Origin of the sequence: Leeuwenhoekiella aequorea, assembly GCF_004104375.1 — a bacterium.
Lineage (GTDB): Bacteria > Bacteroidota > Bacteroidia > Flavobacteriales > Flavobacteriaceae > Leeuwenhoekiella > Leeuwenhoekiella aequorea.
In genome coordinates this window covers 68,374-94,189 of record NZ_QOVM01000004.1, presented here as the reverse complement: position 1 = coordinate 94,189, position 25,816 = coordinate 68,374, and the positions used below count along the sequence as shown (strand labels likewise).

The 25,816-nt window shown below is 36.2% G+C and carries 22 protein-coding genes; 13 read left to right on the top strand and 9 right to left on the bottom strand.

Annotated features, from left to right (window positions below):
• Nucleotides 1-12: 12 nt before the first annotated feature.
• From DSM00_RS10030 to DSM00_RS10010, 5 genes are all read left to right on the top strand, one after another.
• The gene (locus DSM00_RS10030; RefSeq protein WP_128757877.1) at nucleotides 13-1,575 is read left to right on the top strand and encodes a calcineurin-like phosphoesterase C-terminal domain-containing protein; all 1,563 of its coding nucleotides are present in this window, start codon (nucleotides 13-15) and stop codon (nucleotides 1,573-1,575) included.
• A 76-nt stretch (nucleotides 1,576-1,651) separates the two neighbouring features.
• Nucleotides 1,652-2,572, top strand: a complete 921-nt coding sequence (locus tag DSM00_RS10025) for a glycerophosphodiester phosphodiesterase family protein (RefSeq protein ID WP_128757876.1) — start codon at nucleotides 1,652-1,654, stop codon at nucleotides 2,570-2,572.
• On the top strand, nucleotides 2,573-2,938 hold the full coding sequence (locus tag DSM00_RS10020) for a VOC family protein (RefSeq protein WP_128757875.1): 366 nt from the start codon (nucleotides 2,573-2,575) through the stop codon (nucleotides 2,936-2,938).
• 120 nt (nucleotides 2,939-3,058) lie between these two features.
• Entirely contained in the window at nucleotides 3,059-3,493 is a 435-nt protein-coding gene (locus tag DSM00_RS10015) for a hypothetical protein (protein WP_128757874.1), read from the top strand.
• 114 nt (nucleotides 3,494-3,607) lie between these two features.
• Nucleotides 3,608-5,836 carry a TonB-dependent receptor gene (locus DSM00_RS10010; RefSeq protein WP_128757873.1) on the top strand — a complete coding sequence of 743 codons (2,229 nt, stop codon included), beginning with the start codon at nucleotides 3,608-3,610 and terminating at the stop codon, nucleotides 5,834-5,836.
• Nucleotides 5,837-6,855: 1,019 nt separating this feature from the next.
• On the opposite strand, the gene DSM00_RS10005 is transcribed toward DSM00_RS10010, so the two are convergent.
• Both DSM00_RS10005 and DSM00_RS10000 read right to left on the bottom strand, forming a co-directional pair.
• Entirely contained in the window at nucleotides 6,856-7,239 is a 384-nt protein-coding gene (locus DSM00_RS10005; RefSeq protein WP_128757872.1) for a DUF3037 domain-containing protein, read from the bottom strand.
• A complete protein-coding gene (locus tag DSM00_RS10000) occupies nucleotides 7,217-8,011 on the bottom strand; it encodes a HipA family kinase (protein WP_128757871.1) in 795 nt (264 codons plus the stop codon). The genes DSM00_RS10005 and DSM00_RS10000 overlap by 23 nt, the downstream gene beginning before the upstream one ends.
• 155 nt (nucleotides 8,012-8,166) lie before the next feature.
• Here DSM00_RS10000 and DSM00_RS09995 point away from each other — a divergent pair, with 155 nt between their 5' ends.
• From DSM00_RS09995 to DSM00_RS09985, 3 genes are all read left to right on the top strand, one after another.
• Complete coding sequence (locus DSM00_RS09995; RefSeq protein WP_128757870.1) at nucleotides 8,167-8,559, top strand: lysozyme inhibitor LprI family protein; 393 nt, start codon at nucleotides 8,167-8,169, stop codon at nucleotides 8,557-8,559.
• A gap of 198 nt (nucleotides 8,560-8,757) precedes the next feature.
• Nucleotides 8,758-10,803, top strand: coding sequence for an ATP-dependent nuclease (locus DSM00_RS09990; protein WP_128757869.1), 2,046 nt, complete (start codon nucleotides 8,758-8,760; stop codon nucleotides 10,801-10,803).
• Nucleotide 10,804: 1 nt separating this feature from the next.
• Nucleotides 10,805-12,604, top strand: a complete 1,800-nt coding sequence (locus tag DSM00_RS09985) for a UvrD-helicase domain-containing protein (RefSeq protein ID WP_128757868.1) — start codon at nucleotides 10,805-10,807, stop codon at nucleotides 12,602-12,604.
• 202 nt (nucleotides 12,605-12,806) lie between these two features.
• Here the strand turns inward: DSM00_RS09985 and DSM00_RS09980 are convergent, their stop codons facing one another.
• From DSM00_RS09980 to DSM00_RS09965, 4 genes are all read right to left on the bottom strand, one after another.
• Nucleotides 12,807-14,027, bottom strand: coding sequence for an MFS transporter (locus DSM00_RS09980; protein ID WP_128757867.1), 1,221 nt, complete (start codon nucleotides 14,025-14,027; stop codon nucleotides 12,807-12,809).
• A 135-nt stretch (nucleotides 14,028-14,162) separates the two neighbouring features.
• Complete coding sequence (locus tag DSM00_RS09975) at nucleotides 14,163-15,131, bottom strand: bifunctional methionine sulfoxide reductase B/A protein (protein WP_128758088.1); 969 nt, start codon at nucleotides 15,129-15,131, stop codon at nucleotides 14,163-14,165.
• Nucleotides 15,132-15,388: 257 nt separating this feature from the next.
• Nucleotides 15,389-15,982 (bottom strand): TlpA family protein disulfide reductase, encoded by a 594-nt coding sequence (locus tag DSM00_RS09970; protein WP_128757866.1) that lies wholly within the window; start codon nucleotides 15,980-15,982, stop codon nucleotides 15,389-15,391.
• 68 nt (nucleotides 15,983-16,050) lie between these two features.
• Nucleotides 16,051-16,830 (bottom strand): DUF6503 family protein, encoded by a 780-nt coding sequence (locus DSM00_RS09965; protein ID WP_128757865.1) that lies wholly within the window; start codon nucleotides 16,828-16,830, stop codon nucleotides 16,051-16,053.
• A 167-nt stretch (nucleotides 16,831-16,997) separates the two neighbouring features.
• On the opposite strand from DSM00_RS09965, the gene DSM00_RS09960 reads away from it, so the two are divergent.
• The 4 genes from DSM00_RS09960 to DSM00_RS09945 all read left to right on the top strand — a co-directional run bounded on the left by DSM00_RS09960 (nucleotide 16,998) and on the right by DSM00_RS09945 (nucleotide 22,083).
• On the top strand, nucleotides 16,998-17,282 hold the full coding sequence (locus DSM00_RS09960; RefSeq protein WP_128757864.1) for a hypothetical protein: 285 nt from the start codon (nucleotides 16,998-17,000) through the stop codon (nucleotides 17,280-17,282).
• Between the two features lie 136 nt (nucleotides 17,283-17,418).
• Nucleotides 17,419-18,126, top strand: coding sequence for a Crp/Fnr family transcriptional regulator (locus DSM00_RS09955; protein ID WP_128757863.1), 708 nt, complete (start codon nucleotides 17,419-17,421; stop codon nucleotides 18,124-18,126).
• Between the two features lie 161 nt (nucleotides 18,127-18,287).
• On the top strand, nucleotides 18,288-20,696 hold the full coding sequence (locus DSM00_RS09950; protein WP_128757862.1) for a TonB-dependent receptor: 2,409 nt from the start codon (nucleotides 18,288-18,290) through the stop codon (nucleotides 20,694-20,696).
• 19 nt (nucleotides 20,697-20,715) lie between these two features.
• On the top strand, nucleotides 20,716-22,083 hold the full coding sequence (locus DSM00_RS09945; protein ID WP_128757861.1) for a hypothetical protein: 1,368 nt from the start codon (nucleotides 20,716-20,718) through the stop codon (nucleotides 22,081-22,083).
• 137 nt (nucleotides 22,084-22,220) lie between these two features.
• Here DSM00_RS09945 and DSM00_RS09940 read toward each other — a convergent pair whose 3' ends face one another.
• Nucleotides 22,221-22,853 (bottom strand): nitroreductase family protein, encoded by a 633-nt coding sequence (locus tag DSM00_RS09940; RefSeq protein ID WP_128757860.1) that lies wholly within the window; start codon nucleotides 22,851-22,853, stop codon nucleotides 22,221-22,223.
• A gap of 565 nt (nucleotides 22,854-23,418) precedes the next feature.
• Between DSM00_RS09940 and DSM00_RS09935 the strand changes: the two genes are divergently transcribed.
• Nucleotides 23,419-24,084: a helix-turn-helix domain-containing protein gene (locus DSM00_RS09935; RefSeq protein WP_128757859.1), complete on the top strand. Its 666-nt coding sequence runs from the start codon at nucleotides 23,419-23,421 to the stop codon at nucleotides 24,082-24,084.
• A 23-nt stretch (nucleotides 24,085-24,107) separates the two neighbouring features.
• Here the strand turns inward: DSM00_RS09935 and DSM00_RS09930 are convergent, their stop codons facing one another.
• Together DSM00_RS09930 and DSM00_RS09925 are read right to left on the bottom strand one after the other, a co-directional pair.
• On the bottom strand, nucleotides 24,108-24,926 hold the full coding sequence (locus tag DSM00_RS09930; protein WP_128757858.1) for an endonuclease/exonuclease/phosphatase family protein: 819 nt from the start codon (nucleotides 24,924-24,926) through the stop codon (nucleotides 24,108-24,110).
• Nucleotides 24,927-25,018: 92 nt separating this feature from the next.
• Complete coding sequence (locus DSM00_RS09925; RefSeq protein WP_164916319.1) at nucleotides 25,019-25,738, bottom strand: ribonuclease activity regulator RraA; 720 nt, start codon at nucleotides 25,736-25,738, stop codon at nucleotides 25,019-25,021.
• Between the last annotated feature and the right edge of the window lie 78 nt (nucleotides 25,739-25,816).

Sequence of the window (25,816 nt, the reverse complement as noted above, 5' to 3'; positions counted from 1 at the left end):
AAGCTAAAACTGATGAAAAATTTTAAAGTAGCCCTATTCGGCTGTATGATTTCTCTAAGCGTATTTGCTCAGGAACAAGCTTCAGGTTTTGTTTATGAAGATGCGAATGCAAACGGAAAAAAGGATCGTTCTGAAAAAGGAATCCCCAATGTTTCTGTTACAAATGGCGAACTAGTCGTGCGCACTGATGCAAGCGGAAAATATAAGCTTCCAGTTGTAGATGGTCAAACCCTCGCTGTTATCAAACCTGCGGGTTACAGCCTTCCTGTAGATGAAAACAACCTTCCTCAATTTTATTATAGTTATAGACCAAAAGGATCTGTAAAATCAGAATTTGCTGGAATTGCCCCAACGGGGAAACTTCCGCGATCTGTAGATTTTGCGGTATTACCTACTACTGAAAAAGAACGTTTTACGGCGTTGATATTTGGAGATCCACAACCGTACACCGAAGAAGAAGTTGCTTTCTTTGCTAAAGGGGTGGTTTCTGAAGTTGTAGGGATTAAAGATGTTGAATTTGGTTTGAGTCTGGGAGATTTAGTAGGTAATGATCTTGATTTATTTAATCCGTATATCGCAGCTACGCAGCAGGTGGGAATTCCATGGTTTAATGTAATGGGTAATCACGATATGAATTTTGATGCCGCTACAGATTCTGACACCGATGAGACTTATGAAGCCCATTTTGGCCCGGCTAATTATGCGTTTAATTACGGTAAAATTCACGTGATCGTACTGGATGATATTTTATATCCAGATCCTCGTGATGGGAAGAGTTATTGGGGCGGATTTAGAGAAGACCAATTACTTTTTGTAGAAAATGATTTAAAATTTGTGCCTAAAGATCATCTGGTAGTACTGGCATTTCACATACCTCTTAGTGAGCCCGAAGGAGATCCGTTTAGAGATGCAGACCGCGAACGCTTATTTAAAGCGCTTCAGCCTTTTGAAAACACCTTATCATTATCTGCGCATACGCATATTCAGCGTCAGGATTATTTTGGAAAGGAATCTGGTTTTATGCGCGACAAACCGCATCACGAGTACAATGTAGGTACAACATCCGGCGATTGGTATTCGGGCAAGTTAAACGAGCAGGGGGTACCTGTTTCTACAATGCGTGATGGTACACCTAAGGGTTATGCATTTATTCATTTTGACGGTAATCAATATAAGATAGATTATAAAGTTGCTGGTAAAACAGAAGATTATCAGCTTGAGATTTTTGCTCCTAAAGTAGCAGCACAAGGGAGAAATACAAAAGCGGGTATTTATGCTAATTTTTTTATGGGTAGAGAAGGAGATGTAGTAGAATACCGTGTTGATGATACCGAATGGAAAAAAATGCACTACGTAGAAGAGCAGGACCCGGCATATGAATTTTCTGTTTATGAGTGGGATACTTCAGAAGAATTACTTGAAGGAAGACGCTCTAGTAATCCCGTGCCAAGTAAACATTTATGGCGTGCTGCTTTACCTGCAAAATTACCAGTAGGAACCCATAAAGTAGAAGTTAGAGCGACCGATCAATATGGTAAAACGCATACGGGGGAAACAGCCTATCGTTTAGAATAGTTTTTTTTATACTTGTTTGTTTGAGCCTGCCTATATTGTAAAATAGATGGCGGGCTTTTTTTAAATTGAATCCACAATGAAAAATGTAATTTTAGGAGTACTTACACTAGTATTAATTGCGACAGGCTGTAAGTCAAAATCTGAAAAGCAAGAACCGATGAAGGTAGCAGAACAACATACAATACAGGTACAAGGGCATCGAGGAGAGCGCGGTAATCTACCCGAAAATTCTATCGAGGCTTTTCTGGGAGCATTACGAAAAGGGGTAGATGTGCTGGAGCTTGATGTAGTGATCTCTAAAGATAAAAAGGTAGTGGTAAGCCACGAGCCATATATGCTCGCCCTTTATATGCAAACGCCTGCAGGGGATTTTATCGCTAAAGAAACCGAAAAAGAATATAACCTTTATGAGATGGATTATGCCGAAATTAAACAATTTGACGGTGGCTCTAAAGGGAATGTACGCTTTCCGCAGCAGCAAAAAATGAAAACCTATAAGCCGTTACTAAGTGAGGTTTTTGATACCGTTGCAGCGACGATTAAAGCCGAAAATCTCAAGCCTGTAAAGTTTAATATTGAGATAAAATCTGAAGAGGCTATTTATGGAATATATCAACCCGATCCAGATGAATTTGTAGATCTGGTAATGCAGGTGGTACAGGATAAAAAGGCTGAGGGTCAAATTAATATGCAGTCTTTTGATATACGCATACTTGAGACGATGCACAGTAATTATCCGCAGATCGAATTGGCTTATTTAGTAGAGGACAGAACTCTTGAAGAAAACTTGAAACTGTTAAGCTTCAAACCAGAGATTTATAGTCCGTATTTTAAATTGCTTGATAGTGCTGAGGTAACCGCCATTCGTGATAAGGGTATGCGGGTAATACCGTGGACGGTGAACGAACCTGCCGATATTGATGCGGTAATCAATTTAAAAGTAGATGGTATAATCACCGATTACCCGGAGCGGGTAATTGAAAAACTAAAGAAATAAATGAATTTTAAACCCAAATCCATTCGACCGTTTATAGGAGCTAAAGATTTTGAAACTTCACGTAGGTTTTACCGGGATTTGGGTTTTAAAGAAGTGCTGCTTCCGCCTAAAATGGCAGTGTTTACACTAGGAGATTTCTCCTTTTATTTGCAGGATGCCTACGTCAAAGACTGGATAGATAATAGCATGCTTTTTCTGGAAGTTGAAGACTTAGAACAGCTCCTGATTGATATAAAAGCGCTCCAATTGCCACAAAAATATCCCGGTGTTCGGGTTTCAGAAATTGTGACTAATGACTGGGGAGCCGAGTTTTTTGTGCACGATCCTTCCGGAATACTCTGGCATATAGGAAGTTTTAAAAATTAAAATTTACCGTATAGTCTCGTTTAGACATATTTGGTTAAGGATTAAATTTTAAGCCAAATAATCAAGGTTAAGAAAGGTATAGTATTAGTTTTGTAAACTTCAGTTTTTGAGTGAAGCCTGATGTTTAAAGAAGAGTCTTTTTTACGATCTAAAGCTATTGCAATTGCAAGTCTGTTTATGGCGCTTGTGTATGTCGCAGCACCCTTACAAAAAGAGATACTTACACTGGTTCACGATCTGGAACATAAATTTGATCACGTAACTTCTAGCGATCACAATCACGATTTTTTAAATGCCGAGCAGCTTCTTGCAGAAGCCGGTCACGACCACCGAACTTTAGAATACATCAAACAAGTTTTAGAGCCTTTTGGAGATGATTTTCAGCAAGAAAAAAAAGAACAGGAGCCGGTTAAAATTGATAAACACCTCCCTGGCGCACATTTCAAAACAGACCTGGCGACTTTTCAATTAAGAAAAGAGTCTGTAGTCCAATTTATCGCTGCTACACATCAGCAGTTGACACTCCACACCCCATCACCACCTCCTAAACTGTAGTATTTCATATAATTTTTATCGCTAGCCGCTACTTTAGGGTTAGCCACGCTATGCTGTGCTTTTTTAAATGAAAAAGAAGATACAGCTTATACAATTATGTTAATACACAAAAATATGAAATACAGTTTTTTACTGCTTTTTACGCTTTGCGCACACCTGAGTTTTGCTCAGAATTTTACCGGAAATATTTTAGATATTCAAAACAATCCTATTGAGAATGTGACTATTTACAACCTCAACACCGGGAAACATACACATACAAACAGCAAGGGGGATTTTATACTTCCTAATGCACAAATAAATGATTCTGTAGTAATCTCGAGACTTGGTTTTCAAACTCAAAAACAAATTCTTACCAGAGAAATGCTTGCCCAATCTCAGCTACTTACAATAGTGGAAGCGAGCACTTCGCTAGATCAAATTGTACTTACTTCAAAGGTAAATACACTAAGCAGCATAGCCGCGGTGGACCTGCAACTCAATCCGGTGAAATCTTCACAGGAAATACTTAGAAAAGTACCCGGATTATTTATAGGCCAGCACGCCGGTGGTGGTAAAGCCGAACAGATTTTCTTAAGGGGTTTTGATGTAGATCACGGCACCGATGTCGCGATAAGCGTAGAAGGGATGCCTGTAAATATGGTGTCACACGCACACGGTCAAGGCTATGCAGATTTGCACTTTGTGATTCCTGAAACCATACAGAACATCGATTTTGGTAAAGGTGCTTACTATGCAGATAAAGGGAATTTTAATACAGCCGGCTATGTAGATTTACGTTTAAAAGACCAACTTGACGCTAGTAGTATTTCGTTAGAAGCGGGCCAGTTTAACACCTCCCGATTAACGGGAATGTTTAATCTTATTGATGAAAACGAACATAGCGCTTATGTAGCTTCTGAGATTTATTTAACCGATGGTCCTTTTGATGCGCCACAAAATTTTAATCGGTTTAATGTTATGGGACGTTACGGGTATACTAATGCAAATAATGACAAGCTTACACTTACCGCGTCTCATTTTCAGAGCAAGTGGGATGCTTCCGGGCAAATCCCGCAGCGCGCGGTCGATCAGGGTTTGATAGGTAGGTTTGGAGCAATAGACGCTACTGAAGGCGGGCAAACCAGCAGATCTAACCTTAGCCTCAATCACCTAAAAAATCTGGAACACGATGCGGTTTTAAAAACCAATGCTTATGTGTCTAAATATGATTTTGAGTTGTTTTCTAATTTTACCTTTTTCTTAGAAGATCCTGTGAATGGCGATCAGATTAAGCAACATGAAGATCGGTTTATTGCCGGGTTACAAAGTATCTATGAGCAGCGGGAGCTTGCGGTATCTACTAACACTACACTCGATTATCAAGCCGGTATTGGGTTTAGATATGATAATGTAGATGATGTAGAACTGGCACATACCCTCAACAGACAGATTACCTTAAACCGTCTTGCCTATGGTGATGTAGATGAGTTTAATGCTTTTGCATTTTTAAATACCGAATTTAAAACCGGTAAGTTCACGTTTAATCCTGCAGTACGATTAGACTATTTTAAGTTTGATTATTACAACAAGCTTACCGAAACTTACGATGCGCAAAGCGAGTCTAAAGTTGCCTTTAGTCCAAAATTTAATACGGTCTTTTCGGTGAATCGTAATTGGCAGCTTTCTTTAAAAACAGGAATTGGTTTTCATTCTAATGATGCACGTGTAGTCGTTGCAAATAGTGGAGAAGATATTTTACCGGCGGCATATAGCGCAGATCTGGGGACTATTGTGAAGCCTACAGAAAAGCTTGCGCTTAACGCTACGTTATGGACGCTTTTTCTCGATCAGGAGTTTGTGTATGTAGGTGATGCAGGTATTGTAGAACCTAGCGGAAAAACGCGACGTATGGGTGTAGAGCTGGGAGCCCGCTATCAAGTTCTCGATTGGTTGTATTTCTATGCAGACGGCAATTATACCCACACCCGAAGTACCGAAGAGCCAGATGGAGCAGATTATATTCCCCTTGCGCCAAAATTTACCTCTGCGGGTGGTTTTAGTGTAGAAAATCTAAAAGGTTTTTCAGGTTCGTTGGGCTACAGATGGCTGGGCGATCGTGCGGCAAATGAGGATGATTCAATCACTGCGGAAGGCTATTTTGTAACCGATTTTAATGTGAATTACAATTGGAACAAATGGACATTAGGCGTAATTGTCGAAAATCTCTTTGACACCCAATGGAATGAGACCCAGTTTGCTACAGAAAGCCGACTCTTTAATGAGCCTGCGGCTGTAGAGGAGATTCATTTTACGCCGGGAACCCCGTTTTATTTAAGAGGAAAAATAACCTATCGTTTTTAGTTCAATTTTAACCAGAGGAAGCCGCAAGGCTTCCTCTGGTTTTAAAAAACCCGAATGTGTTTTTGAAGTTTGTATTACCATTTATGTAGATAATACTGGCCTATAAAGCTTTTTAAGCCTAGATTTTTTTGGTTCGTTTTTTCATCAATTGAAAAAATGAACAAAGCCCTATTTAAATAAATCAGTAAAATCAGTATTTCAAGAGTTGGAAATACTCAACAGACATTTAAGCAGTTAATACTGGCCTATAAAGATTTATCGTAAAATCTGAAATGTGTGAGCGTAAAATTTTAGACTGTTTGAGTTTACGTATTCAGATCTTTAAAATCAGTTGAGCGAGTTTCTAAAATTTTGCGAGGAAATGATAGATTTAGATAAAGCTTTTTGAGCCTAGATTTTTTTGGTTCGTTTTTTCATCAATGGAAAAAATGAACAAAGCCCCTATTTAAATAAATCAGTATTTCAAGCGTTAGAAATACTCAACAGTCATTTAAGCAGTTAACACTGGCCTATAAAGATGTATCGTAAAATCTGAAATGCGTGAGCGTAAAATTTTAGACTGTCTGAGCTTAGGTATTTAGATCTTTAAAAATCAGTTGAGCGAGTTTCTAAAATTTAGCGAGGAAATGATAGATTTAGATAAAGCTTTTTAAGCCTAGATTTTTTTGGTTCGTTTTTTCATCAATGGAAAAAATGAACAAAGCCCTATTTAAATAAATCAGTATTTCAAGTGTTAGAAATACTCAACAGGCATTTAAGCAGTTAACACTGGCCTATAAAGATGTATCGTAAAATCTGAAATGCGTGAGCGTAAAATTTTAGACTGTTTGAGTTTACGTATTCAGATCTTTAAAGATCAGTTGAGCGAGTTTCTAAAATTTAGCGAGGAAATGATAGATTTAGATAAAGCTTTTTAAGCCTAGATTTTTTTGGTTCGTTTTTTCATCAATTGAAAAAATGAACAAAGCCCCATTTAATGAGGTTTTTTTAATTCAAGTTCAAAATTTTTTGATTTTAAACTACATCACTAAATCATTAAACAACTGTTCTAAAGTATCTTCTAGATTTCCACTAAAACCGGGATGCGTTTTTGACGTTTGTATCACCGAACTTCTGGTAGCAGTAAGCCATCTAAAACGTTCTGAAGCTTCAAGCTGTGCAATAGGACCGCCAGATTTCTCCCCACAGCTAATTGCTTTAAAAGCGCTGAGGTTTTTTTGTACCTGCTCGACATCAAGGTCTGGGCAAAACGCAGCTAGTTTTTGAGAATCCAGCGTGTATTTCATATTTACAAACCGCGGACTTTTGCAATACAGGATTACGCCTACATTTACAAACTCTTCACGCTCTACCTGAGGTACAATGCGTATTACCGCGTACTCATATAAGTGCTTTCCGTGCATCTTGAGCAGTTTTAGTGAATACTTCGGCTTGTGCTAATCGTGCGGTTAAGAATTGAAAGTAGATCGCGCGAATTTCTTCGGTTGTCTGCTCATAACCTTCCCACTCGAGCCATTCTTGCGGGATAAGGTTTACGATATCTTGTAAAACCTGCGGTGTAAGTAGGCTTTTTAATTTTTGATTTGCAGTATCCAGTTCGCTTGCCTGCGGAAGCAATACGTGATCTTTAACCAGTGCAAATGGGGTTTGTGCTCCTTTCTCCCAATTCGTAAAACTGTGGTGGAAGTACAGCGATGCACCGTGATCGATTAACCACAATTCGCGGTGCCACATCAGCATATTTGTATTGCGGAAGGTGCGGTCGATGTTTGTCATAAATGCATCAAACCAAACAATTTCTGAAGCCAGTTGCGCATCAATAGTCGTTACAACGGGATCAAAGTTTATGGCACCTGATAAAAAGTGCAATCCTATATTAAGTCCCTGGCTGCCTTTAAGCAAATCCTGAATTTCCTCATCTGCTTCGGTGCGGCCAAAAGCTTCATCAAGATGTGCAAAAACCACTTCCGGAACTTTAAAACCCAGTACGCGACCTATCTCACAACCTATAAGTTCTGCGATAAGCATTTTTACCCCGTGCCCGGCGCCCTTAAATTTTACGACATACTTAAAACCGTCATCGGCATCTGCGACCGCTGGCAGCGAACCGCCTTCCCGCAAAGGAGTAATGTACCGCGTAACATTGACGTGGCGAATTTCTGGAGTAGGAATCATCTGTTATTTATGAAGAAGCAAAAATAAACTTTTAGCAACGTATAGAAACCAATAAAAAAGAATGATATTTAGTACTTCATATACATATGCGAGAGGTAGCGGTGTGTTAGAGAACAGCATTTAAAAGACAATCGTTATAGAAATTACACCTACTTATGAAACATCTATTTACATTCTTGTTACTTACCATTTCCTTGAGTGGTTTTTCACAAAACCAATCTGAAATGAATATAGCGGCCTATGAGTCGTTACAAAAAGTTGATGACGAACTCAATAAAGTTTATCAAGATATTTTAAAAGAATATAAGCACGACACGCTCTTCATTAAAAACTTAAGAACTGCTCAGAAACTCTGGTTACAATTTAGAGATGCAGAACTTAAAATGAAGTATCCCGCATATGCAGGCAATCACTACGGAAGTATACAGCCAGTATGTAGCGCAAGTTATCTAGAAGCTTTAACCCAGGAACGAGTTGATACATTAAAAATCTGGCTTCAAGGCATTGAAGAAGGTGATGCCTGCACCGGATCTGTAAAAACAAAATAACGGATTTATCCCCTTTTTTAAGTTTTAAATGGGCGGATTACGGGAATCTGTACTTATTAAAATTGTAGATGTGGTAGATTTAAGGGCTGATGATTAGAGTCTTATTATTTTTCTTATCCTAATTGAGTTAAACTGAAAAAAAACCATTCGTTAGGATTCATCAACAATAAAAGTCACTGTAGCTTTAATAAAATTTATATGAAAATAAAAAAAATAGAAGTCTTAAACTTTCGCCTTTTAGAGAGTGTAAGTTGCAACTTAGAAGACGATATAACATTGATTGTCGGAAAAAATAATACTGGAAAAACCTCTTTTTTTGAAGCAATAAGGTTAGCTACCAGTACAGATGGTAAATTTATTTTTGAGGATTTTTCTCAGAGTTCTTATGCTGTATTTAAATCTTGTTTCAATAAATATTTAGAATCTAAAAAAGAAGGAATCACAGAAGAGGATCAAGAAGAACTTGAAAAAGAACTATTAGCTGAAATTCCCAAAATCAAAATCAATTTTGAAATTGAATATAATAAGGAGAATAATGAATCTCTTGTAGAACTAAGTGAATTTATTACAGATTTAGAAGATGCTAGAAATGATGCTACAATTTGTGTGTCTTTCGAACCAAAAAATACATTAAAAGTATTTCAATCATATGAAAATAGAGAAGAGAATAGCATTGACTTAATAAAATACCTTCATCAAAACATCAAGTTTTTATATGAAAATGTTTGCTACGCAATTGATAAAAAATCTGACTATAAAAGAATAATTGAAGACAGTTTTAAAACGAAAATTCAAAAAGTAATGCTTTTTGAAAATATAAAAGCAATGCGAATTTTAGATGATATAAATAGTGATTCTAATAATGCTTTATCAATTGGTTTTTCTAATTATTACAAACACAGAGACAAAACTAGCAATCAGGATGTTAAAGATTTAGAGAACACATTAAAAACAGTTTCAGAAGATTTAAAAACTAAGTATGAAAAGGTATTAGAAAGTATAATGTCGAAATTAGGAAGATTTGGAGCTAAAACTCTAATTTCAATTCCTACCATAACGATCGATTCAAAATTTGATTCTGAAAAAGTTATTAAAAATAATATACAATATCTGTATTTACAAAATGAAGTAAACTTACCAGAAAGTTATAATGGACTTGGTTATAGCAATCTAATATATATGATATTAGAGTTAGAAAGTTTTATTGAGAAATTTAAAAACTCTAAAAAGGTGAAGCTCTCAAATTTACTTTGTATACTTATTGAAGAGCCTGAAGCTCATATGCATCCACAAATGCAACAAGTATTTATCAGTCAAGTCTCAGAAGTTTTAAAAGATGCTAAGAATGATACTGACATAGAAATACAGGTAATTATCACAACACATTCTTCGCATATACTTTCAGAATCAGGGATTGAGACAGAATTAGGGTTTAATAGAATTAGATATTTCAATAGATTAGAAACTGAATCTGGAGGGTATAAAATAATAAATCAAGATTTTAATAATTTAAAAATCAAGAACGATAAACGAACTTTTAGATTTTTAAGGCAATATTTAACCCTTCATAAATCTGATTTATTTTTTGCGGATAAAGTCATATTAGTTGAAGGTACGACTGAACGTATGCTTTTGCCTCAAATGATTAAAAAATCTGCAAAATCATTGTGTAACGAATATGTCTCTATACTCGAAGTTGGTGGAGCTTACGCTCATTCTTTTAGAGAAATGTTAGAGTTTATAAAAGTTCGAACACTAATAATTACAGATATTGATTCTGCGCAAAAACACATAGAAAAAAACAAAAAGAAAACTAGCAAATGTAAAGTTGATGTTGGGGAATTTACAACAAACCAAACTTTGATTAAGTGGTTACCAAACAAAACAACTATACCCGATTTAGTAAATTGTAAAGTTGAAGATAAGATACAAGATAATATTCGTGTAGCTTATCAAACAAATGAAAACGGTTATAACGCAAGAAGTTTTGAAGATGCTTTTATAAATGCAAATAAAGATTTCTTTTTAACTGAACATCCTATTGATAAAGGAAAAAAAATAAAGGATGAATTTTCTTATCTAAAAAACAAAGATATATCTATAGAAATGCCTGATAAGTTTACATCTAAACAAAAAACGGAATTCACATTCGATATTATGTCTTTTAATGAAAAGGAATATGGAGAATGGAAAGTTCCAGAATATATAAATGAAGGTTTGATTTGGTTAGCTAAAAACGATTAGAATGATAGCTATAGAACAAATAATAAATCTTATAGAAGAAAACAAAAGTTTTGTTCTTGAAGCTGGAGCTGGTTCAGGTAAAACATATACTTTAATTCAAACTATAAATCACGTTTTAGCAACCAAAGGAGAAAGTATCAAACTAAACAATCAAAGAATTGTTTGTATTACTTATACTAATGTTGCAAAAAATGAAATTATTGAAAGACTTGAAAATAATCCTTTAGTCATTGTTTCCACAATTCACGAATTTTTGTGGGATTGCATCAAAAGGTTCAATAAACAACTAATTATTGAATTAGATGTTTTAAACGAGTTTATGATTGCTAATAGTAAAAAACCTGAAAAATATAAAACTGGATTAAAAGATAGGATTAAAACAGATGTGAAATATGACGATAGTGGTTATAGAGATTTTGAACAAGGGAGTCTACATCACGATGATGTAATAACTTTATCATTACAGATGTTTAAAAACTATACTGCTTTAACTCAAATCTTAGGTCAAAAATATCCTTATATTTTTATAGACGAGTATCAAGATACAGCTAGTGAAACTGTTGATGCTATTGTAAATTATCTACTTGAAAGAAATAAATCAAAACTATTAGTTGGTTTCTACGGAGATTCTTATCAAAAAATCTATGATGAAGGAGTTGGCTCATTGCAAACTTATATTGATTCAAACAAACTTAAACTTGTAACGAAAGACGACAATTATCGTTCTTCTGAAAATGTAGTTAATCTTTTAAATAACATTCGAGATAATATAACTCAGATTATTCCTGAAAGTAAAAAAAGTATTGAAGGAATTGTTCAGTTTATTAATTGTATAAATGCACCAATACAACCAAAAGAAGGTAAAAGGGCTTATTACGAAAGAATTGCACCTAAAAAAAGTACAGACTATGACAAAGTCGTTTCAAGTTTAGAAAAAAATGGTTGGGATTTTTCAGAGTTTGGGGATGATAAAATTTTAATAATAGCAAATAGTAAAGTTGCAGAAAGAGCAGGTTTTGGAAAGCTATACAAAACGTATTCTAAAAGGTTTTATGACCCTAAAGCAGAATTATTAAATAGAGAAAATCATTTTGCTTCATACTTCTTTGGTTCTAAAGACAAAAAAACTTCTAAAGAACGAGAAACGGGAATAGAACATTTAGCTTCATTTTGGGAACAGAAAAACTATAACAGAGTTATAAAGTACTTAAAACAACAGGGTATTTTTAGTTCTCTAACTAAACATTCTGATAAAAAAGAAATAGAAAATAAATTAGAGGAGTTAACTACATTAAGAACGACTGGAACAGTTCAAGATGTTTTTGATTTTTGCCAAACAAACCAATTATCGTTATGTTCTAGGAACTTACAACGGTTTCTAGAAAAAGTAAAAATAGATATAAAAAGTATTACAGATGATGAGGAAAAGAAGAGAGCAACTGAAAATAAAGCATTTTATGATTCATTAATGCATATTAATTATAATGAGATAATTTGTGCTTTTAAACACATTCAAGAACAAACTTCATATTCAACAAAACACGGAACAAAAGGAGAAGAATATAGAAATGTTTTAGTTGTAATTGATGATACAAGTTGGGTTGCAAAGTATAATTTTAAAGACTTTTTTAATAATACTGAAACAAATTCTGACAGAAAATTACGAACTAAAAATTTATTCTATGTTTCTTGTTCTAGAGCTAAAAAGAATTTAGTTGTTTTAGCTTTATCAGAAATGGGAGAATCAGCTATGAAAAAAATAACTGAATGGTTTGGAGTAGAAAATGTACAAAAACAATAAAAAGACAATTAAAATAAGTTGGGTAAAAATTATTTCTTTCTAAATAAATAATTAATTAATTGCTTGGTTCAAATCTATGTGAGAAACATGAAAGTACTTTTCATTGATTAAGTCCAATTTTATCTTTTGTCCCGCATCAGGACTGCGCTCGATGTGACATCCAAATCTACAACATCAACTTTTCGCTTCTAACAATCAACCATTAACTCATTACCCGCTTCCGCATCTCCCTTTTTTTAAAATACCTTAACGAAAAATAAAGGACTACTGCCAGCGGTAACGCGATCATCAGATAGCGTAACGACATATCGAATGTCGTGTTTATTTCGCCTGAGGCGGAGATCGCAAAACTCCCTATAGAAGTGATGATGTAGAGCAAACCGCCCATTAGTCCGCCAGCGATACCAGCGTTTCCCGGGAAGAAAATCATATTTTGAGTAAAGTAATTGGTAAACAAAAAGCCCGAGCAGATGTGAATAAAAAAAGCAAAACCAATAAGCAGCACCAGATTATCTACAAAGCTGGCGAGCGCGATAAACACGCCAATAATTACCAACTGTATTAAGGAAACTAACCGTATTTTTTTTGCAAAAGCCACTGGTGTAAATTTCTTACTTAGAATACCACCTATCATCCAGGAGAGTCCCAGAACCAGTGTGCAGTACCCAATAATCACCGGACTGTAATTAAAATGGTGTTCTACTACAAATGGCCCTGCGATGTTAAATACCATCACCACTGAGTAGGCAAACCCCAAGACTAATATTCCCATAATAAACCCCGGATTTTTGAGCATTGCCATATACAATAGCGAAGTTTTCTTGAGGTTGAATTTTTTGTAATTGCGTATGGTTTCCCCGCCAAAAGCGAGTTCGGCTCCAAAGAGTATCGCTGCATAGATCGCCAGGAAGTAAAAATTAGACTGCCAGCCAAACTGCTCCTCAAGAAAACCACCAAGAAACGGAGCGATAATAGGGCCACACGACCAGACGATGGTAAAGAAACTCAGGTAATGTTTTCGCTCTTTATCATCGTATAGATCTACAAAATAAGCACGTTTTGCCACTACAATAAACGCAGTCGCAATCCCTTGTACAATACGCAACAAGCTAATAACTGCGACTTCGTGGGTGAAAGTAACCGCAAGGCTGCTCAACAGTAAAATAACAAGCGAAATCATTACGGGTTTACGTCGCCCAATACTGTCTGCTACAGGACCTACAAAAAGTTGAGCAAAACCATAACTTAGAAAAAAGCAGGTGAGCGTAAACTGGATGCTTTGTTCAGAAACATTAAGGTTACGTGCCATAGACGGAAACGATGGCAAATAGATATCGGTCATAAATCCCGATAAGGGAATAGAAAGAAAGGTGATAATCGTAGCGATTTTCTTTCGGGATGCGGAGGCTTCGCGTAAGTGCATTGGGAATTTTTTAAAGTTCCACTCCTTTTAAAGGAGGGGATGTATGCGTTTTAATTCTTAAACAGAATTAAAATCAAAGCTCCCCTCCTAAGATAGAGGGGAGCTTTGTTGTGTATTGAATTAAAAATTAAAGTCTTAATGCTTTCCGTCTTTTATAAGATCTGGAAATTTTGCTTGAAAACGCTCTAATCTTGGGATCGATACATTTTGAATGTATGGATTCTCCGGGTGTTGTCTTTCGTAATTTTGGTGATACCCTTCGGCTTCCCAGAATTTATCAAAAGGCTTCACTTCAGCAGCAATTTTAGCATCTAGCTCTTTAGCTAATGCAGCTTTTTTCTCGTCTATAATTTTCTTTTCGGCATCGTTCTGATAAAAGATGATAGAGCGGTACTGCGAACCTTTATCTGGCCCCTGACCATTTACCTGTGTAGGATTCTGTGAACCAAAATACACATCTACCAGTTGGCTAAAAGTAACCACACTCGGATCGTAAATAATCTTCACAGCCTCTGCGTGACCTGTTTTACCGGTATTGCTCTCTTCGTAAGTTGGGTTTTTTGTATGTCCACCAGCATAACCAGAAATTGATTCTTTAACTCCCTTTACGCTTTCGTAAACCGCTTCTACACACCAGAAACATCCACTTGCAAAATAAGCAGTCGCTTCTTGTTGTGAAGTAGCCGCTTCAATCTTATCTTTCGGTATAAATTTTAAAGCAGCAGAATTAATGCAGTAACGTAAGCCGGTAGGTTCTGGACCATCGTCAAACACGTGACCTAAGTGTAAACCCGTTTCTTTCTCGATCACCTCATCGCGAGTCATTCCCAGACTATTGTCTTTTACCCAGATTACGGCATCCTCATTTATAGGTTTGGAGAAAGAAGGCCATCCGGTACCGGAGTCAAATTTAGTTTCAGAACTAAATAAAGGCTGTCCTGTAGCAGCACTTACATAAATACCTTCCTCGTGATTGTTGTAGAATTCATTTTCAAAAGGAGCTTCTGTTCCTTTCTTTACCATAATTTCATACTGCTCCTCGGTAAGTTGTGATTTCCACGCCTCGTCTGCTTTAGCAGCGGGAAACGATTCATTTAGCGCCATATCTGCACTTTCTGTCACTTCATTTTTGCCTTGTTTGCCTTCTCCGCACGAAGTAAATAGTAAACTCAATGCGATAGTCGCTGCAAGTAATGCTGAAAATAAAATTCTATTTTTCATACTCTTTTTTAATATAAACGATTTTTAGTCGTTTTGGGTTTTCTGTTTTGACGTAATGGCTAAAGTGAACTTTCTTAATGGGTTCCTAAAGTTTAGCAAATATCTTACTGAATATTTTTTAGTGCACGTTAAGCGGCTTTTTATTTCAGCGAATCCAGATAAGATCTAAAGTTTTGTGTGTCGTAATCTGCCATTCCCATGTGGGTAAGGGCAAGATTGCCTTGGGCATCTATAAAAATCGTTGTGGGTAGGCTTCCGGTGTTGTACATCTCAGGAAGGTCATTTGCAACCCGATAAATGGGAAAGGTGTAGCCTTTTTTTGCTTTAAAATGACGTGCCTTTTGAAAGTCTGTATCAAAAGAAACGAGTACAAAATTTACATCTTTATTTTTATCTGCATAGAGATTGGCAATCCCTGGCATTTCTGCGATACAAGGTGCGCACCAGGTGGCCCAGAAATTCATAAAAATAGGTTTATCTCTAAATGTCTTTAAAGAAACAAGTTCGTCTTGCTCATTGTAAAACTGAACTTCAAAATCTGCTTTTGTAAGTTCGTTTTCTGAAGTGCCTGTAGTTTCCTGAGCACGCTCAATCTTCGGGTTAAAAATGCCAGTTTTAAGCAAACCACGCTGTACCAGTGCTGAAACCTGAGTATTAAGGCCGGTGCTGTAGAAAATTACAATAGCACCGATAAACAAGGTGATTTTTATAATTCGTTTGTGTTGAATTTTCATAAATAGTATTAACTAAAAACGCAGCACAAGTTATGCGCTGCGTTTTGAAAATGCTCCTTAGGCAGCACTTATTTTTTGGAATAGAACGTATCTGGTTTTGCTTCTTTACTTAATGAGCTATTTTTAAAAGAAACCGTGTTGCGAGGTTCGGTTAATAGATCATCTTCTACCACATACCAGGATATAGATTGAGGCAAGAGTATATCCTCAACAGTTGTCCAGTTGTCATACGCAATATAATTTATGGCATCAGATTTTTCTTCTGCGCCAAAAGTTGCTGTATAACCTAACCAGCGCATATTATAAGTTTCTGAGTCGTAGTATATGTAATACTCGTCGTTTGAAGACGTACCCACATTAGCTTCAAAGCTTATTTTAAAACCAGGGTATGCTACATCTTTAACTACAAGGTCATTTGTAGGCTCATAAATGATTCCTTCATCGGCAAGTACAAACGGCATTGCATAGAAATAAAACATAAGATTGTGGTAGAAGTTAGGATTGCCTTTATAAGTCTCTTCAGGATCGGTAAGCCAGGCTTGAGAACCGTCAAAACCCATTGAAGCAGCACCCATTTGAATATGATCTTTGCGGGTTTGCAAATCTATGGTGTGCGTCTCGTCTGTATTAGGTGATTTATCAATCGTAAACTGAAGCGTTTTATAGGATTTCCAGTTATCTAGCCCACCGTGAGCTTCTAGTATTTTCTCAAAAGCCACAGGATAACTTCTTGGTTCTTCTGCTGGAACTTCGATTTCTGTAGTTGTTTCAGGTTGTGTATTGTTTTCTTTTTTTGAATTACAAGCCAGTGTAATGCTAAGAACAAAAAGTAAAAGTGCGTATTTCATTGTATTTAGGTTGATTAGCGTGTTTAGTCTTTGGTTCTAAAAAGGGCTTACAACGATCACTTATTTTAATTTGAATTTAATTCTGTAAACTGACAAAAGTCATAAAATAGGACGCAGACTACCGGTAATTTTACCCTGTAAATTACTAATAATTAAAATGATCTGGTATGAACGTGTTCTCAAAATTCCATTCTGATTTTACTGATAATGTGCTTGGCTACTCTGCACTAGGTATCATTCTAAGTACCTGTTTAGGTTCTGCAGCAGTCTTTAGTGTGCTTCATTTTGGGCACGGAATGACTCAAATGCTAATTGTTATGCTCACGGTAATTTTGTGCAGCACGCATAATGCAGCTATCTTAACTGTACAAAAGCCCGAGCTAATTTTTAAGTTACTAGGCGCAAGTATTGTATCGAGTATATTAATAATCGCAGGCAGCTTACTGATGTAACTATTTTATAGACTATTTATTAAACAAACCTCAGAATCTTAGCTTTACTATTCTGAGGTTTTCTTTTTTTACTGAAAGCATACGTGAAGCATCAACCGGCATAAATGATTGAGTTGTTTTGCCTAATTTTGATGGTATGACAGATCATTCAGAATCCAGATGTGAAAATTGCATAATCCGAGAGTTGAATGCGCTTAAAGCTTTGAAAAAAGAAGAGCTTAAACAAATTTCTGACAGTAAGATTAGCCGCACTATAAAAAAAGGAGAAGCTATTTTTAGAGAAGGCGAGCAACTTAATGGAGTCTTTTGTGTACGCAACGGAGTTTCTAAGCTTTCAAAAATTAGTGAAAACGGTAAAGATCAAATTGTCAAAATAGCTACAAAAGGAGAAGTAATGGGGCAGCGTTCCCTTATAGCAGAAGAGGCGACAAACCTAAGCGCCGTAGCTTTAAACGATATGGAAGTCTGTTACATACCTAAAAGTAACATAACTAAAACGCTTACCGACAACCCGGCTTTTGTAGCTGCGATCCTGAAGCATATGGCTCAGGAGCTTAAGCAAGCAGATGATCTAATCGTGAATATGGCGCAAAAATCGGTAAGTCAGCGTATAGCAGAAGTACTTCTGTATCTGGAGAAAAATTTTGGGTGTGATGAAGCCGGTTATTTTAATCTTGTTCTTTCCCGGGCAGACATTGCAGCGGTTGTAGGTACAGCTACAGAATTGTGTATACGTACACTTGCAAAAATGAAAAAGCAACAACTCATAGCGACCAAAGGAAAACGCATACGCATTCTTAATAAAGAGGGCTTAATGCAACTTCAAAACGGAAGCAAATTCTAAACTACCGTGTAACTTCTTACGAATTTCAATTCTATAAAATCTACCGTATCCCTTAGTGGTAAAGAGCTCCCGTGTATACTGATCAAATTGAATAAATAAAGTCTTTATTTTTATTTGTACTTAATCTAAATAATAATAAGTTTGCAACTCAATAACTATTGATGAAGCAAAAATTACTTTTTTTATTACTTGTTTTTCCGCTTTTGGCGTCTGCACAATATGACATAAGTGGTGTAGTAAAAGATGCAAATGGATATTTGGTTGCAAATACTACGGTTCAACTTAATCACGCAAAATATGGTCAGCGTGCAGTTACAAACGCAGCCGGGATTTATGTTTTGAAGAACATTGCTTCAGGAACCTATACATTAGAAGTTTCTTCAGGAGATTTTATAGGCTTTGAACAGGTAACGGTAAAAAATGCTCCTTTACGTCATGACATTCAGCTTAAAAATGACAAAGATTATGAGCTTGACGAAGTTGCTATTAAAGGTGAATCGTTAAAAACCAAAATCGAGAAAAAAGGTTTTGCAGTTAACATCATCAATACCGAAGAAGCCAGCCAGCGTAACATACAAACTAATGAGTTACTCAATACCACAGTAGGTGTAAAGATTCGTCAAAATGGAGGATTAGGTTCTAATGTAGAATATTCTCTAAACGGACTTTCAGGAAGTGCGGTGCGTATTTTTATAGACGGGATTCCTATTTCGACTTTTGGGTCTTCGTTTAATTTAAATAGTATTCCACCCTCTTTAATTGAGCAGATCGAAGTGTACAAAGGAGTTGTGCCCGGTTATCTAGCCGATGATGCTTTAGGAGGAGCTATAAATATTGTTCTAGATAAAACTGCCAACACACATTTGAATGCTTCCGTTTCTTATGGATCGTTTAATACCTTTCAAGCAAGTGTAAACGGTTTGTACCGATTTGAAGAATCGGGCTTTACCGTTAAAGCTTCTGGTTTCCATAATTATTCAGATAACGATTATAAAGTTTCTGGTAGAAGTGTCGTAGTTACAGGCTTGGGCGGTGTACAAACACCTATCACAGCACGTAGATTTAATGATGCATACCGCTCAACCGGAGGAATGGTGCAATTAGGATTTACCAATGTAAAATGGGCAGATCAATTTTTTGTAGGCTTTACCGGTTCTGACGATTATAAGGAAGTACAGCACGGTGCATTTATGACGATAAGACCGTATAAAGGGCGTTTTCTTGAATCTGACGCTGCGCTGGCAAATCTTACTTACCAAAAGCGCGATCTATTTGTAGAAGGTTTAGACCTTAATATCAATGGATACTATGGAAAACGCAACCGACAGGTAAATGATACGGTAGCTGCAGCATATAGCTGGACGGGCGAGCGGGCAACAGACTTTAGAGGTGACGAGTATGAATACTTGTGGGGATCGCAGCAAGAGGGCGGTCCTACACTGGCTAGAATTAAGCGTGATGTAGCTTCTATACGTACGGGATTGTCGTATTCCGTTAATGACAATCATCGGTTTTTACTTAACCACGTGTATAGCGGTATAGATCGTGAAGATAGCGACGAATTGCTATCATTTTTAGAAAACACATTTATAGGAACGAGAGATTTACATAAAAATATATTCTCGTTGACCTATGAGGTTAATGCTTTTGATGATAAGCTAGAAGCCAGTTTATTTGGCAAGCACTATCAGCAAAAATCGGTGAGTGTTGATCCTGCGATAACAACTGATGCAAACGGCGATAATCAAGTTATAGATGAGGTTGTAAGTAGTAACAAATCGTATGAGGGTTACGGGTTTGCACTTTCTTATGCTATTCTGCCTGAGCTAACCTTGCTTACCTCTGCAGAAAAGGCAATACGCCTACCTAATGAGACTGAAATTTTTGGTAACGACGGAGATAATGTGGTCGCAAACTCAAGTATAAAACCCGAGCAAAGTAACAACTACAATTTTGGTTTTAGATTTGGTTCGTTTAACATAAAAAAGCATCAGTTTACAATTTCTACAAACTTATTTACCCGAAATATAAAAGACCGAATAGGACTTCCTATTGAAAATTCATCTAACATAGATGACGAACTAATTGTCTATGTTAATCAGGGAAGTGGAACTTCAAAAGGTATTGATGCCCAATTGAATTATAGCTACAATACAAACTTCGGGTTCAATTTTAATGTGTCAAAATTTGATTTAAAAATTGAAAACCGCGGAGCTGAAGTAGATGTTCCCAATACGCCTTTTCTTACGATGAATGGTAGTCTTAGATATTCATTTAAAGATTTTATTCAGAAAGACGCTCGTTTAAATCTGTTTTACACCGTGTATTATACAGACGAGTTTTCTTACCTCGTACCCCAAGGATCAAATACTGTAGGAGACGAATTTTTTAAAGTGCCGGAGCAATTACAGCAAGATTTTGGATTGAGCTACAGCTTTCCTAAAAACAATCTGGTAATGAGTTTTGATGTTAAAAACATATTTGACAAGCCGGTGTTTGATAATCTTTCGGTACAAAAACCAGGAAGAGCTTTCTACTTAAAACTAAACTATACAATCAATAAATTTTAATTTCTAAAATAGAACTATAATGAAGCGCAATTTTTTTAATATCAAATATGTCGCGGCAGGAGTACTGCTAGCAGGTCTAATGGCATCTTGTAGTACCGATGATACAAACGAAGATACAGATCCAGGTACAGACCCGGTAACCGAATCAAGATTTATCACCATTGCAGCTGCACGAATGGGAACTGACCCGGGAGATGGAAATGGCGGTACATCTATCTACTCAATTACCAGTGAGCAGGCAAAAGACCCTAATTTTTCTGTAGATCCTTTTAACAATGGCTTTACAGTACCTTCTAATAGAACGGCACGTTTACAGTCTTCTGAGGATGGAAATACTATATTTAATATTAGTTATGCAGGGGATACCGGTGGTAACTATTCAAAATTTGCAGTAGAAGGTGGTCAGGATTTTGTAAAAGTAGGGTCTGATATAAGCATCGAACCTTATGTAGGATCTGCACCTCGATGGATTAAGCTTTTTGATGGAGATCAGACAGGAGCTGCTGTGTATGTAAATACTGAAAATATATTTGACGACAATGGTACGGAAGATATTGATACAGATGATTTTTATGTGCGTACTGAAGCTACAATGGGTATCGTAACCTTAGATTTAGAAAACTCATTAATAAAGAATTTTGAAGAATCTATCGTTCGATTAACTGCTGAAGAAGAAGCACAAGGATATTATATCTCTAGAATAGATATGCCAACTTTAAACGCTGCAGGAGACAAATTATATATAGGAGCACGTTTGAGTAAAGTAAATCCTGATACGGCAGAAAGTGATTCTGACTATGAGATTTTAGGATCTAAAACTATCGTGTTAGATTACCCATCTTTAACAAACCCTACAGTTATCACTTCTAATGTAGGAATAGGTAATACAAACGGTTACAGAAGTATAAACTCTTTTCTTTATGAAGGAAGTGTTTACCAGGCAAATCAAGGAGACCCACAAGGTTCTCATATCTTAAAAATTAATGCAGACAATACGTATGATGACTCTTATGTATTTAATTTTGACGATGCATTAGGAGTTGACGATGCTTATATATTAGCGTGGAGACCAGCTTCAAACGGAAAAGCTGTAGTTGCGTATCGTCACGCAGGTTCTGCAGAAGGTGTTGCAGGAGCTCAAGGATTTTTTGCACTAGTTGATCTAGAGACAAGAACAGCTCAAAAAATTGATGCAATCCCATACGATCCTGATTTTTACTTATTCCAGTACCAAGGATTTGTAGTTGATGGTAATGATATCTATGTTACTCAAGCTCCAGTAGGTAAAAATGGAAATATTTATGTTATAGATACTGAAACCGGTGCAGTTACAAAAGGAGCTGAATTGGTAAATACTACAGGAAGTCACTTTATAGGTGTATTCTAGTACCCAAGCATTAGAACAACTAAAAAACCTCGTAGCAATACGAGGTTTTTTAGGTCTTACTGAATGTTGAGATTAGTAAGTCATAAAAAAAATGCCCGCTTTAGCGGGCATTTTTAGTTATCAAAATATTGAAAACCTTATTTGATTTTAGTAATAAAATCTTCTTTAGGAGTACGCACTTTTTTCATATTTACGAGCCAGTCGTTATCGGCATCGCGATAGCCTAAAGTAAGAAGAAGTGTGCTTTTGTAACCGCTATTCTCAAGATTTAAGAGTTCGTCAACTTTAGGAGGTAAAAAACCTTCTATAGGAGTAGCATCTACTTTTTGTTCAGCAGCTGCAGCAATAGCCATTGCAAAAGAAATATAACTCTGCTTAGCAGCGTGATCTGCCTGCCATTCTTTCCCTAAAGGCTCATATAAACCTAAGATGTTATTTTTATAGTCATCCATAGTAGAGTGTGGAAGACCGCGCTCGTCCATTGTATAATTAAAAACCTCAGAAACACGCTCGTCTGAGTATCCATCCCAGGCCGCAAAAACGAGTAAATGAGAACAATCAATAACCTGGCTTTGACCCCAGGCAACATCTTTAATCTTCGCCAGTAATTCTCGGTTAGAAATAACAAACACCTTGTAAGGCTGTAATCCTGAAGATGAAGGAGCAAGTCGTGCAGCTTCTAATATATAGTCTAATTTCTCCTGCGGTATCTGTTCGCCATTCATTTTCTTAGCAGCGTATCGCCATTGAAGGTCTTCTAATAAACTCATTTTTCAGTTTTTTAATTTTTTGTAAAATTAGTGAAGGTAAGTGACATAGAATGATTCATCACAGAAAGTGTGCTGTTAATAATTGCCAATTAAATGGTTGACTTCTCAATTAAATAACTTTTAATTATTTAGACATATACGCAACACGATAGATTTGGCCAAAATTATTTTAATTAAAATATCAATCTCATCTGATGTTGTGGATTAAAATTTCTAGTATAAATTTTACAAAAGCCCGAAAAATAAATCTTTTACAACCTAAATTCATAACATCTCGTGGGAGCAAGTAGATCAGTGGTTTAAGAGGCACTTTACAAATTTCTTCGAGAATTAATGATAAATATGAGAAAACACAGTTCGGTTAAATTGCTAACCGTCAAATTCTCTAAAGATCGATTATGAAGATATTAATGTAGGAGCCTCACAAGAAGCATTAATTTTAAAAAATGGACTACGTAATATAGAAAAGCGTATAAAAGCTATTGGAGGAACTATTAATTTTGAATCAGAAATAGGAAAAGGTCTTAAAACCTTGATCCATATACCAAAATAAAAGTTCTGTATTATGTTCAAAAAAGTTCTGATTGCTGAAGACTTTCAAGGTGATAATAAAAGTATTGTTGATACGCTAAAAGAGAAATCAGGGATTCCGTTTTTGTATGAAGAATTATATTGTGATAAAGCCTACAATAGAATTAGTGTTGCTTTACAAGAAAATGATCCCTTTGAACTACTTGTAACTGATTTATCTTTTAAAGAAAGTCATCTGAAGCAAAAGCTTAATTCTGGAGAAGAGCTTATCGCTGCTGTACGTAAAATACAACCTGATATTAAGATTATTGTCAATTCTATGGAAGATAATCCGTCTAAAGTACAGGCGCTTTTCAACCAATTAAACATTGATGGTTATGTGTGCAAAGGCAGACAAAGTTTAAACGAACTGGTGATGGCGGTGCAGCATGCAAATGAGAATAAGACTTATACTTCTCCGCAAATTAATCTAAATACAAACTCTAATGTTTTTCAGCTTGAAGAGCTAGATCTTATAGTTTTAAAAAGCCTTGCCGATGGTTTTAGTAAACGAGAGATAAGAGAGCAGTTGATGAAGCAGAATATTAAGCCAAATTCTGAAAGTGCTATCGATAAACGCGTGAGTAAGTTGTTTGTAGAGTTTGGTGTTAAAAACTCTACCGAATTAGTGGCTAAACTTATTCGAAAAGGAATTATTTAGTTTTAAGGTATTAAACGGAAGAATTACATATTCTTAAATCTAAAACGTACAAATACGGGTAAATGATCAGAAAGAGTACGCGCATTTTCTAGGTTAGAACACGTCTTTACAAAATCGATAACACCAGAATTAACGCATTGAATGTCCTTAGAATAGAAGATGTTATCTATAACATAGTTGAGGTATTCAAATTCTTTACATTGAATTTTTAATGTTGTCTTTTGATTATGAAGTGCTGTTAAAAAGCCTCTTTTCTTTAATGGATTGAAAACCTCTTCTTGCGCATTCATATTAAAATCTCCGGCAAGAAAGACAGGTTCGTTTTGTGTATTTAGTACATACTCTGCGAGTGCTTTTATCTCTCGCGCAGGATTTTGATTATAGGGTCGTGAATGAAAATTGATAATTGTAAATGGCTTATCTGCATAAAAAAACTGAAGTAAAAAGGGCTCCCGATCCACTTCGTCATCTAGCTGTTTAACAAGATTTCCTCTGTTTTTAATTTTGATTTGAGCTGTCTTCCAGATATAGGCATAACGCTCTGTTACATATTTGGGACTGTTAGTAGGATCGCTAATTACATAATCCCATTTTGCGCCTTTTCGGTTTAATACAGCTGTAAGTTTTGCGACTGCCTGAGCACCACCATAACCGGCAACAACTTCTTGTATAGCTACAATATCTACATCTCTTAAAATTTCTGCAATCTGGTTGAGTTCTTCATTGCTTTTAGTTTTACCAAAATCACGAATATTCCACGAGACTAGCGTAATATCATTTTGCTGTGCAGCAGCAAAAAGCGAGATAAAGAGGAAGTAGAGTACAAATAGTTGTTTGATCAAAATAGCAGTTTTATTCAGACGAAAATAGAGCATTTTCAAGATTTCACTACATATTTTTAAATACTTAAACGGGATGCAGGTATAGTCTGGATTTAGCGATCCTGAATTTCTTTCCACTTTTCAAAATCAACTAAAGTTTCAGGGTTTGTAGGCGGATAAAGACCACGAATGCTAGCACCTTGTATTACTCTTTCCATAACAAAATCTTCAAATAGTGTCATTTCAGCACAGGTTTCCGCAATTTCCTCAATAAGATGCTGAGGAATAACGATTACTCCGTCTGCATCACCTACGAGTAAGTCTCCCGGAAACACAGCAACATCTCCACAACTTATTGGTTCGTTGATTCCTATCGCCTGGTGCAAAGTGAGATTTGTAGGAGCCGATGGTCTACTATGATAAGAAGGAAAATCAAGAGCAGCAATTTCTGAACTGTCTCTAAATCCGCCATCGGTTATGATGCCAGAACATCCTCTTTTAAATAGTCTGGTAATTAAGATTGAGCCTGCAGATGCTGCCCGTGCATCTTTACGACTGTCGATCACCAGAACAGAATGCTCGGGACATGTTTCTACAGCTACCCGTTGTGGGTGATCAGGATCTTTAAAAACTTCTAAACCATTGAGATCTTCACGAGCGGGAATGTAACGCAGCGTAAAAGCAGGACCAATTAGTTTCTTCCCCGAATGATGTAATGCACTAACCCCTTGAATACATTGATTTTTTAGACCTCGTTTAAATAACTCAGTCGCCAATGTTGCAGTGCTTATTAATTTAAATTTCTCTTGATAGTTTATTGAATGGTTGCTCATAAAATGGTGATAATTAAAAGAAATCTGCAGTTTTTTGACTAATTTTTTGGGGAACGCGTAAATATACATATATTTGGT